Origin of the sequence: Sporosalibacterium faouarense (assembly GCF_016765695.1) — a bacterium.
GTDB lineage: Bacteria > Bacillota > Clostridia > Tissierellales > VENL01 > Sporosalibacterium > Sporosalibacterium faouarense.
The window spans coordinates 19343-30596 of the sequence record NZ_JAETGO010000034.1; the positions used below are offsets into that span (position 1 = coordinate 19343).

At 30.5% G+C, this 11254-nt stretch carries 12 protein-coding genes; all 12 read left to right on the forward strand.

The features are described 5' to 3' along the window. The first annotated feature begins 74 nt into the window (after positions 1-74). Positions 75-479, forward strand: a complete 405-nt coding sequence (locus JMO20_RS04885; protein ID WP_202708419.1) for a hypothetical protein — start codon at positions 75-77, stop codon at positions 477-479. A 13-nt stretch (positions 480-492) separates the two neighbouring features. After that, positions 493-930, forward strand: a complete 438-nt coding sequence (locus tag JMO20_RS04890) for a hypothetical protein (protein ID WP_202708420.1) — start codon at positions 493-495, stop codon at positions 928-930. A gap of 224 nt (positions 931-1154) precedes the next feature. Beyond that, positions 1155-1376, forward strand: coding sequence for a hypothetical protein (locus JMO20_RS04895; RefSeq protein WP_202708421.1), 222 nt, complete (start codon positions 1155-1157; stop codon positions 1374-1376). A gap of 251 nt (positions 1377-1627) precedes the next feature. Then, entirely contained in the window at positions 1628-1936 is a 309-nt protein-coding gene (locus JMO20_RS04900) for a transposase (RefSeq protein WP_202708422.1), read from the forward strand. Between the two features lie 505 nt (positions 1937-2441). Next, positions 2442-3251 (forward strand): hypothetical protein, encoded by an 810-nt coding sequence (locus JMO20_RS04905; protein WP_202708423.1) that lies wholly within the window; start codon positions 2442-2444, stop codon positions 3249-3251. 53 nt (positions 3252-3304) lie between these two features. After that, the gene (locus JMO20_RS04910; RefSeq protein WP_202708424.1) at positions 3305-4069 is read left to right on the forward strand and encodes a DUF4163 domain-containing protein; all 765 of its coding nucleotides are present in this window, start codon (positions 3305-3307) and stop codon (positions 4067-4069) included. Positions 4070-4180: 111 nt separating this feature from the next. Continuing rightward, positions 4181-4636 (forward strand): protease complex subunit PrcB family protein, encoded by a 456-nt coding sequence (locus tag JMO20_RS04915; protein WP_341533981.1) that lies wholly within the window; start codon positions 4181-4183, stop codon positions 4634-4636. A gap of 351 nt (positions 4637-4987) precedes the next feature. Continuing rightward, complete coding sequence (locus tag JMO20_RS04920; RefSeq protein ID WP_202708425.1) at positions 4988-5743, forward strand: DeoR/GlpR family DNA-binding transcription regulator; 756 nt, start codon at positions 4988-4990, stop codon at positions 5741-5743. 20 nt (positions 5744-5763) lie between these two features. Further along, the gene (locus JMO20_RS04925; protein WP_202708426.1) at positions 5764-7083 is read left to right on the forward strand and encodes a four-carbon acid sugar kinase family protein; all 1320 of its coding nucleotides are present in this window, start codon (positions 5764-5766) and stop codon (positions 7081-7083) included. Positions 7084-7101: 18 nt separating this feature from the next. After that, the gene (gene pdxA / locus JMO20_RS04930) at positions 7102-8100 is read left to right on the forward strand and encodes a 4-hydroxythreonine-4-phosphate dehydrogenase PdxA (protein WP_202708427.1); all 999 of its coding nucleotides are present in this window, start codon (positions 7102-7104) and stop codon (positions 8098-8100) included. Between the two features lie 72 nt (positions 8101-8172). Then, on the forward strand, positions 8173-9549 hold the full coding sequence (locus tag JMO20_RS04935) for a GntP family permease (RefSeq protein ID WP_202708428.1): 1377 nt from the start codon (positions 8173-8175) through the stop codon (positions 9547-9549). A 292-nt stretch (positions 9550-9841) separates the two neighbouring features. Beyond that, complete coding sequence (locus JMO20_RS04940; protein ID WP_202708429.1) at positions 9842-11131, forward strand: LysM peptidoglycan-binding domain-containing protein; 1290 nt, start codon at positions 9842-9844, stop codon at positions 11129-11131. The last annotated feature ends 123 nt before the right edge of the window (positions 11132-11254 follow it).

Below are 11254 nucleotides of genomic sequence, written 5' to 3' on the forward strand. Positions count from 1 at the left end.
CTGAGCTATCTAATTATTCCCTTGACTAACTGCTAAGATTATTATGAAAAAACTAGTAATGGAGGTTTTAAATATTGAAGAAAAACATTATATTATTGATAATAATTATAACAAATGTATTAGCGTCTACTGGATGTCAGAATAAAGAATTTGATGCTTTTTCTGAGAAGTTTGAAGATATATACTTTAATACAGTTAAGTCTATTGATAGTTCCAATACTTTGAAAAGCCTAGAAGGTTTACAGTCTGAAGAGAAAAAACAGGAGATTGAGAAATTGGGTTTGCTATTAGAAAATATTAGAGAGAAAGTATCTAAAGAGAATAAAAATCAGTATGATAGATATGTGAAATGGTACAATGGACTTTTATTATTGAGAAATTCATATGATAGCTGGGAAAGTTTTGATGTTCATGAAAAAGCAGAAATAGGTACTGAATTTGTATTAATAAGTCTTAGAAAACGTAATAAAAATGAATAATGGAGGACTTCATATGAATAAAATAAACACGAAAGACTACATAGTTCTAATTGCAGTATGGGTTATTAATATAGCTATTAAGTTATATTTAGATGTAGCTTATTGGTATTACATCGATTACTTTGAGCTTTTAACTTTCTTCATTTCAATTGCTTTGTACACTTTTATATTAATTTATTATTTAGAATATAAGTATAAGAAACTGATACTAATGTATGCAATTTTATTCAGCATATGGACAATCTATTGGCCTATATCAGGATATCATCTTTTTAACCATTTAATGGCTTATAGTGGGATCAGTGCTATAGTGACTGCTGTATTAAACTATCTTTATATAAGAAACAAAAATAATGTAGTTAACTTACTTTCAAAGAACCTTCTTATAGCTTCTTTTATAGGAATAGGGTATGTTGCAATATTTGTGATAATATTATATATATTTGTATAGAGTGCACTTGTATAATAGGCTATTAAGGAAAAAGATGTTTACAGGTAGCCATAATGTAGGAAATAACTGAGTAATTGGAAATCTAGTATTGATTATGTATTATAATAGTGAAATACATTGAACTAATTGTAAATAAGTATTATGATATATGGAAAAAGGAATTAGATAAATTATTCAATCCTCCTTTAAGATTTTAGTTATATAATAAAGGAAGGTATGATAGAATGAATTCAAAAAAATTAAAAATATTATTATATGTTTTTATGATTATAATTTTATTAACTTCATGTAGTTCAGGTTATGAAAAAGATGTTAAAGAATTTAGAAAAATATATAATAATACGCTGACTTCGCTAAATTCTGATAATGCATATAATTCAATAAAGAATGATGACTTAACATCTAATATTGAAAAACTCAAAGAAATTATGATTTTATTATATTGACTTGTATAAATAAATTGAATATCTACCATTTAAAGAAATATTCACAATATTAAATGCTAGATTTGTTTTATTCATGAACATATAGTAGAATGACTGAATACTAATTGGGAAATAACAACTATATATAACTCAGTTAATTAAGGGGCTGTCTCAAAATAGAAAGTAATTTCTAGGGCGAGAAGCCCTTTTTTCTTGCAAAAAAATGTAAAAAGCAACCCCCGAAGGGATTGCTTTTGGTGTATAATTTATTTATGCGAATAAACAAACATACACCTCAAAATTATATCAATATTAATAAAGATTATCAACTAGTTTTACCTATAAATTCTGAAGTTTTGATTCCACAGGATGATTCCGTGAGATTGCTTAGCCAAGTATTGGAGGGGTTAAAGTATGATAAATTAATGCAAGCATACTTACACCTAGGAAGAAAACCTGTGGTTTCACCGAAGAATTTATTCAAAGTTTTAGTCTATTCTTACATGAATAATATTTATTCAAGTAGAGAAATAGAGAAAACCTGTAAAATGAAAAAAAGGTGTCTCAACAATGATTTTTAAAAATCATTGTGAGATAGACTCTTAAAATTTATTTGAAATATCTAGTATAACTAAACTAATACGACTTCAAGTTCTAGCTCAAGTGGTAGCAGTAATAGAACATCTTCAATTAATAAAAGCAGCTCAACAAATAGAAATAATGTGTGAAATTATGTATTAAATATTATGTATTAAATATATACAATAGTATTAGAAGAAGCGATGTGGTTTTCAGATTATATGTTAGGTAGTGAGAGTCATATGGAGGAGGTTCTGATGAGTTAGGTCATTATTATAAATTCTTTAATATGAAATGGGACAAGGATATTAATTTAACAAACTATTATGAGAATATATCAGATTTAACAAAGAGAGATAAAATATAATTGAGAATATACTTTCTTAATTTGGCAATGAAATAGATTTCATATCAAAGTAAAAAAGTATCCGAGGTAGTGCAATCAGATTGCACTACCTCGGATACTGAATTGCTAATTAGTGGAAAGTCTTAGGGGGGAAGATATTAATGAGAAAGGTTTTAGAGCGATCAAAAATTGCGACTAAAAAAATATTTGAGAATTATATAATATTATTAATGTTGTTATTTTATCATTTTATAGTTATAAAATTAGAATGGGATAAATACTCTTTGGAAAAAGTATTAAGAATTTTGATAAATGAAAACAATAGATATTTTACAATACAATTAGTAATTACTATTTTGGAGAATTTAGTTGTATCAACTATAATATTTTCAGGAATTTTTGGAGTTCTAAGTAAAGTATATTCTAACAGAGAAAAATCAAATATACATAAATTTATAGAAGGAATCAAAAAATATTGGCTTAAAGTCTTATTTGCTATTTTGGTAACCACTATAATTTCACAGGTTTTAAACCTAATATTGATTACAAGCATCATTAATTTCATTAAATATAATATAGTTAATGTAGCCATAATAGTTTTATCATGGTTATATAAAAATCTAATATTTACAGTTGGAACATTAATAATAATACGTACAAGTATTAAACGTAAGAATTTTTTTAATGAATTAATTAAGTTTATTAAGACAAATAAATTTAAAGAAATTACTGTATTTATTATATTTATAAGTTTATTTATAATCCCTATATATTTCCTATTGAGTAATTATAGAAATGAATTACTTTTATCAGAATTGAGAGAAAAGGGAGTTATAGATTATATAAATTTGTTTTCATATAGCAATAGCACTAAGTGGATTGATCAAATAGTAGCAATTGGCAAATCATTTATTGAGTCATTGCTATTCTTATACATAGCTTTAGTTTATCAAGAAAGGATTGATAAATAATATAGATATAAAATATAATAATATAGTATTCAAATTAGGAGAGGAGAGCAAAAATGACGAAAAAAATAGTTTTTCTTATATTGACAATGATATTAGCGATGAACATTAGTGCCTGTGACAGTAACACTTCCAATACTGATGGAAATGAGGTAGAAAACTATTCTATAACAGAATCGAATTCTTTAAGTAATGAAGGTGAGGTAAGCTATAGTATTAATTATCCACAGATAACAGGATTATCTGATACCGAGAAACAAGATAAAGTGAATAATATTATTAAAGAAGAAGCTCTTAAAGTATTGAAATACTATGAGAATCCTTTTGCTCCTGTAGAAGTTGATATTGACTATAACATTACTTTACAAGAACCAAGTGTTTTGAGCATTCAGTATTCAGGACTTGGAATTGTGAGTGGGGTTGCTCATCCTAACAAGCTTTTTTATACAACCAATATTGATATTGAGAGAGGAACTAGAATAAGATTAAAAGATATTATAAATATTAACTCTGACTTTATTCAAAAGTTTATAGGTGGAGATTTTACAGCTGTGAATGATGAACAAGGGCAAAATATTGATTTAAGTACTTTATCTGTAGAGGATTTACAAAGAGAATTTACTGAAGCTGATTCCCTAGATAATATTGGAACGGAAAATCAATCGGATGTTTATAGTTATTTAACGGAAGATTCCTTAGGTATATCTATTAGCGTTCCATACGCTGTAGGTGGTCATGCCGAATATGAAATAAATTATCAAGACTTGAATGAGTTCATAAAAAGTGATAGTGAAATTTGGAAGGATTTATTAAAGAATTAATTAAAGTTCCTATATTCTCCTAAAATTATCATAAAATCCAGAGCTAAAGAATAGTATTTATTAAGGTATACGGTTGTATTAATCGCACAAAAATGGAGAAGGGGGTATTTTGTGAAAAAGGATTATTCTATGAAAAGGCTTTGGATTTTGGGCTTAGTTGTTATAATAGTATTAGGAATCATCTTTATTCCTAAACTAATTTTTAATGAAGGTGATAATACCGTGAAATTTAATGTTTTAGAAGAAAAACAAATTCCACAAAAAATTAAGGAAATACTACCACAGTATAGGGTTGAAGAGAGAGCACTGGCATGTAGGATTGAAGATAGTGTTTATGTTATAGTTACAAGAGGTGAAAAAAGGACAGGGGGTTACTCTGTAGCTATAGACAGAATAGAAAAAGAAAAGAGTGATGATTATTTCAATCTAATAGTATATGCCAAATATACTGATCCTAGCCCAGATCAGATAGTACCTCAGGTCATTACATATCCTTATACAATAGTAAAAACAGACCTTAAAGAACTACCTCAAAATATTAGACTTGAAGTAGAGTATGATGAATAAGTGATAGGAGCAGAGCAATCTGCTCTTTTTTTTGTATAAAAATATTTGAGGGATATGTTTGGTTTCATTCAAATTAAACAAAAGTGAACAAATAAAAACATTTGAGATGGATAAATACTTTAGAACAAGGAACCTTATTAATGGGAAAATAAATCAAAAAACAAAAAATAATAAGGTGTTGGCTGAAAAATAGAAGAAAATTTACAGATACACTACTTAATGCTTTTCATTTGGAAATAAAAAAAGACTTGCGAAAACATTTTCATAAGTGTATAATAAACATAAACAAACATAAAAACACAAATACAAACACAAGAATATGTTAAAATTGAACATAAAGGAGATGTAAATATGCTCCAAGCAGAGAGAAGAAATTATATTATTAATCTTATGAGGAAAAACGGGAAGGTTATTGTTGAAGATTTAGCCAGTGAGCTAGGGGTATCAACAATGACAATTAGAAGAGATTTAAAATATCTTGAGGATAATAATTTATTAACGAGAACCCATGGTGGTGCAGTTAGTAATGTCAATCAAGAAATACCTTACAGTGAAAAAGCAGACTCGGCAAATGAAGAAAAAGAAAAAATTGCAGAATATGCAGCAACTTTAGTTGAGGAAGGCTCCACAATTATATTGGATGCTGGAACTACAACTATGGAAATTGCTAAGAAAATAAAGGATAAAAAAAATATTACTGTAATAACTACTGACATAATGATAGGTGCTTTTTTATCTAAAGCCAAAGGGATAAAAGTATTTTGTACTGGTGGAGTCATCCAGAGTGAAACGGGAGCTTGCATAGGTACTAAGGCAGAAGAATTTTTAGAAGATATATATGCTGATATAACTTTTCTAGGAACTAGTGCAATTGATTTAAAAAAAGGAGTAACCACTCCTAACTTAGAGAAATCAAGATTAAAAAGAACAATGATGAGCTCCTCCGATGAAGTTATATTAGTTTTAGATAGCTCTAAATTTGGAAAGAAAAGCTTTTCAAAGGTTTGTGGTCTTGATGAAATAGACCTAATAATAACAGATGAAAACTTACATGAAGATACTGTGAGTGAGATTAAAGATAAAGAGATACCAATTGAATTGGTTTAAATGGAAAGAGGTGCAAAGTAATGCCAGAGGTTGTAATTATTGCAGATGATTTAACGGGAGCTAATGCTACAAGTGTTTTATTAGCAAGACAAGGATATAAATCTGCAACATTTTTAGATTTAGAGTCATATTCAGAAGATAAGCATAATGATTATAACATTATATCCATAAGTACTGATAGCAGGGGAATCAAGGAAAATAGAGCATATGATAGGGTTGCAAATGTAGTAGAACTTTTTAAGGATAAAGAAATACAGTTTTTCTCAAAAAGAGTAGATAGTACACTAAGGGGGAATATTGGGTCAGAGATTGATGCTGTACTGGATAATCTCAATGGGAACGAACTTGCAATAGTTGTATCTGCATTCCCATCATCAGGCAGGGTCACTATTGGAGGATATTTGATGGTACACTCAGTACCATTAGAAAAAACAGATGTTGCTAAGGACCCTAAGACACCAGTGTTTACATCTTATGTGCCAGATATTATTAAGGAACAAAGTAAGTATGAAGTTGGACATATATCTTTAAGTAATGTTCTTCAAGGTGTGGACAAGATTAGAGACTCTATAATTGAAGAGAAAAATAAGGGAAATAGAGTAATAGTTATAGATGCTACAACTGATGATGATATTAATAGGATAGCAAGGGCAGCAAAAGATGCAAAATTACCTATAGTTGCTGTGGATCCAGGTCCATTCACATCAGAGTATTCAAAGCTTAATATAGAAAAGCCTATGAAGGAGCCGGGAAGAAAGGTTATGATGGCTATTGGAAGCGTTACTAATCTAACTCGAAATCAATTAGAGGAATTAAAGCTTGAATATTCACCCTTATTAGTAAATATAGATGCTGAAAAATTAATATATGATAATACGTCAAATGAAGAAATTAATAGGGTAACAGAAAAATTAAAAAGAGAAATGAAAGACTATGAAATAGTTGGTGTTATAACTACTAATAATGAGAATGAAGTATTAAATTTGAAAGAACATGCCATAAAACTTAATGTGACAGAAGATGATATCGCTCAGAAAATTACTATGGGAATATCTAGTATAGTTAAGAAAATCATGGATGAGACTAATTCTATTATTGGTGGATTATATACAAGTGGTGGAGATGTAACCGTAGCAGTATGTCAAGACTTAAATGCCGTTGGAATCAAAGTAAAGGATGAGGTTCTTCCACTAGCAGCTTACGGCAGGATCATAGATGGAGAATATGATAACACTCCTATTATAACTAAGGGTGGATTGGTAGGAGATTCTATGGCAATGATAGACTGTATAGAATACTTATTAACTAAAATATCGAATGAGCTTCATGAGAGCTTGTAAATAGAAAGGAGAGTCACAATGAATAAACCATATATAGGGATACCTATGGGGGATCCAGCTGGAATTGGTCCAGAAATAGTAGTAAAGGCTTTAGCAGATAATGAGGTTATTGATATATGTAATCCAGTAGTAATTGGTGATAAGTCAACGCTAGAGCAAGCAATGAAGTTTTGTGATATTCAATTAGATATAAATATTATAAGTAATCCTAAAGAGGGAAGCTATGAAGCAGGTTTGCTAAATTTAATAGATCTAGATAATGTAAATATTGATGGTCTGAAAATGGGTGAAATTCAAGGCATGGCGGGTAAAGCGGCCTTTGAATATATAAAAGAATCCGTTGATTTGGCTATGAAAGGTGAGGTGGCTGCCATTGCCACTACACCTATTAACAAGGAAGCATTGAAGGCTGGTGGCATAAATTATATTGGTCATACAGAAATGCTTGAAGATTTGACAAATAGTGAAGACCCATTAACTATGTTTCAAGTTTTTAATCTAAAGGTATTCTTTCTTTCAAGGCATCTATCACTAAGAGATGCATGTGATATGGTGACAAAAGAAAGATTACTTGATTATATAGAAAGGTGTGTAGAGGCTTTAGGTAGACTAGGATTTAAAAATCCTAAACTAGCTGTTGCAGGGTTAAACCCTCATAGTGGTGAGCATGGATTGTTTGGAGATGAAGAAGTTAAAGAAATGGAACCGGCAATTAAAGAATCTATAGAAAAGGGTTTTGACATTGTAGGTCCTGTGCCAGCTGATTCAGTATTCCATTTTGGTCTTAAAGGAAGCTATGATGCTGTATTGTCCCTATATCATGATCAAGGACATATAGCAACAAAGATGGTCGACTTTGAGAGAACAATATCTATAACTAATGGTCTACCGTTCCTTAGAACATCAGTAGATCATGGGACAGCCTTTGATATCGCTGGGACAGGTAAGGCAAGCAAAGTGAGTATGGTTGAATCAATTAAGCTTGCAGCAGAATATGCACCTAAGTTTAACCAATAATCTTGTTAAATAAGCCCTGGGGATAAAATTCCTCAGGGGATATTTATAAAAAAAATAAAGGGGGAATCATTCATGGATATAGCCGTATCTGGAGGTCAGATGATATTAGGCTTAGTAATAGGGATTGCATTATTAATTTTACTAATCATGAAGACCAAAATACATGCATTTCCTGCATTAATTATTGCAGCAGCAACAACTGGATTGATTGGAGGTATGCCAGCTGATAGTGTAGTTGGATCAATATCCAGTGGATTCGGTGGAACATTAGGAAGTATAGGTATAATTATAGGATTTGGAGTTATGATGGGGGAAATATTTGAAATATCTGGAGCCGCAGAAACCATGGCTAGGACATTCATTAAAACTCTAGGAAAGAAGCGTGAAGAATTAGCTCTAGCTTTAACAGGATTTGTTGTATCAATCCCGATCTTTTGTGATTCAGGCTTCGTAGTTTTATCTCCCCTAGTAAAGGCAATATCAAAGAAAACTAAAAAATCAGTAGTATCTTTAGGTATAGCCTTAGCATTAGGTTTGGTTATTACCCACTCCTTGGTACCGCCCACTCCAGGACCAGTAGGAGTAGCAGGTATATTTAATGTAAGTGTAGGTAGCTTTTTATTATGGGGTATAATAATGGCAATACCTATGACATTAGCAGGGATGGCCTATGGTAAATGGATAGGAAAAAGAATCTATCAAATTCCTACTGAAGATGGTGAAGGGTGGATTCGTACAGAATATCAAGAACCTGTCTTCAACTTTAGAAGTGAAAATGATAGGATAGATTTGCCTTCTCCATTAAGGGCATTTGCTCCTATATTAGTGCCAGTGGTATTGATATTATTAAATACTATAATCAGTACAGTAGGATATGAAGGAGCTATAGTAAATGTAATAACATTCTTAGGAACACCAATAATAGCTGTTGGAATTGGTCTTTTAGTTGCAATATTTGGACTTACAAATAAGTATTCAAGACAAGATACACTAGAGAAGATGGAACAAGGTATTAAATCAGCCGGAATAATTATATTAGTTACTGGTGGTGGTGGTGCATTAGGAATGGTATTAAGAGATAGTGGAGCAGGAAACTACATTGCAGAATTAATTGCAAAGACTAGTATGCCAGCAATACTATTACCATTTATCATCGCTTCTTTAGTAAGACTTATACAAGGTAGTGGTACAGTTGCAATGATAACTGCCGCATCAATAACAGCACCTATAATTGCTACATTAAATGTTGATCCTGTATTTGCAGCAATTGGAGCTTCAATGGGTTCACTAATATTCTCATACTTTAATGATAGTTATTTCTGGGTAGTTAATAGGATGCTAGGAATAAAAGATGCTAAGGATCAAATTAGAGTTTGGTCAGTAACTACTACCATTGCATGGGGTGTAGGACTTGTTGAGCTATTAATAGTTAATGCAATATTTGGATAAAGAAAACCTTTTCTGGAAATAAGCTTCTTTTGTAGAAGCTTATTTCTTTTTTTGATTCAAAATAATCTAATCTCATTGATAAGTATATTACTATAATAGAATAATTAGGTTATAAATAATTCATATGGATATCACTCCAATTATTACATAAAGGAAAACCAGAAGTAGTAGCGAATCTATAACAATATTATGATATTATGTTAACTAAGGCGTTACATTCTCTTAACAAACTGGTGGAAATAATATAACAACTAAAACAAGATTATACTTATAATACATGAGGAGTGATAGGATGAAGAAGATAACCAAGAGAATTTTGACAGGAGTTGTAGCATTGTCTATGTTAGGTGTTCCGAGTATATCCTTTGCAGGGACATATAACGTTCAATCAGGAGATACCTACTGGAAGATAAGTCAGAAGTATAATATAGAGTTAAAACTGCTTTTAGAAGCTAATGGTGTAAATGGTGACACAATTCTTAATATAGGTGATAAATTAACAATACCAGAAAACTTACAAACCTATACTGTTCAAAAAGGCGATACTCTATGGAAGATAAGTGAGAAGCTACAAGTTTCTTTAATAGATTTAATGTCAGTTAATAATATGGATTCCGATGATTATATTTATACTGGCCAAATCATAAAAGTTCCTACTGAATCAGAGGTGATTAAAGAAGAAATTTCAACAAATGATAGTTTAAATTACTATACAGTTGTGGCGGGAGATACTCCTTGGATAATAAGCAATAAGTTAGGTGTTAGTTTGGACAAGCTTTTATCTGTAAATAATCTAGATGATAGTTCATTTATATATATAGGACAAAGATTAGTAATTCCAAATAGTTCATCAAATACAGAGGCAACTGAAAATGCAAATGATTCAAATGAAATAGTAATTCCAGAGCAACCTAGCGTAGAAATAACATATATTAGTCATAGTGTAGAAGAAGGAGAGAACTTTTGGACTATAAGTAATGACTATGGATTACAAATAAATGAATTATTAAAAGCAAATAATGCTAGTTCAAACACAGTTTTAAATATTGGAGATATAGTGAAAATACCCGTATATGATGTTGGAGTAATGAACACATTGGGAGAACAATATGGAGAATACTTAGATTGGTGGAATGCAGCTCAATATGTAGTCCCTATAGGAGCTAAATTTAAAGTAGTAGATTTCTATACAGGAAAGTCATTTATGGCTGAAAGAACCACTGGTGCTAATCATGCAGATTCAGAAACATTAACAGTTGAGGATACCGCAGCCATGAAGGAAATATGGGGAGGAAGCTTTAGTTGGAAAAGTAGACCTATAATAATTGAATATAATGGAAGACGAATAGCTGCAAGCGCCTCTTCTATGCCTCATGCAGGAAATGATAGTGCTCCTGGAGGAGAATATACTAGCTGGAGAAGTGACGATTATGGCGCTGGACTGAACTTTGATTATATTAAGGGTAATGGTATGGATGGACATTTTGATATTCATTTTTTAAATAGTACAAGACATAAGGATGGGCGAGTAGATGACAGTCATCAAATAAATGTCAAAATTTCGGCTGGTATTATAAAATGATAAAACCATATATTGCAATATAATTTAGATTGAATAAAAAATTTCTTTTTATTACTTTTGACTGCTTACTCAATGGGTAAAAATAGGAGTAAGCAGTTTTATTTATCATATAGTAGGAAATTT

Bases quoted from the DNA above. Each gene is read 5' to 3' on its own strand.
- JMO20_RS04890 (WP_202708420.1), top strand. From the start codon at position 493: ATGAATAAAATAAACACGAAAGACTACATAGTTCTAATTGCAGTATGG.
- JMO20_RS04895 (WP_202708421.1), top strand. From the start codon at position 1,155: ATGAATTCAAAAAAATTAAAAATATTATTATATGTTTTTATGATTATA.
- JMO20_RS04900 (WP_202708422.1), top strand. From the start codon at position 1,628: ATGCGAATAAACAAACATACACCTCAAAATTATATCAATATTAATAAA.
- JMO20_RS04905 (WP_202708423.1), top strand. From the start codon at position 2,442: ATGAGAAAGGTTTTAGAGCGATCAAAAATTGCGACTAAAAAAATATTT.
- JMO20_RS04910 (WP_202708424.1), top strand. From the start codon at position 3,305: ATGACGAAAAAAATAGTTTTTCTTATATTGACAATGATATTAGCGATG.
- JMO20_RS04920 (WP_202708425.1), top strand. From the start codon at position 4,988: ATGCTCCAAGCAGAGAGAAGAAATTATATTATTAATCTTATGAGGAAA.
- JMO20_RS04925 (WP_202708426.1), top strand. From the start codon at position 5,764: ATGCCAGAGGTTGTAATTATTGCAGATGATTTAACGGGAGCTAATGCT.
- pdxA (WP_202708427.1), top strand. From the start codon at position 7,102: ATGAATAAACCATATATAGGGATACCTATGGGGGATCCAGCTGGAATT.
- JMO20_RS04935 (WP_202708428.1), top strand. From the start codon at position 8,173: ATGGATATAGCCGTATCTGGAGGTCAGATGATATTAGGCTTAGTAATA.
- JMO20_RS04940 (WP_202708429.1), top strand. From the start codon at position 9,842: ATGAAGAAGATAACCAAGAGAATTTTGACAGGAGTTGTAGCATTGTCT.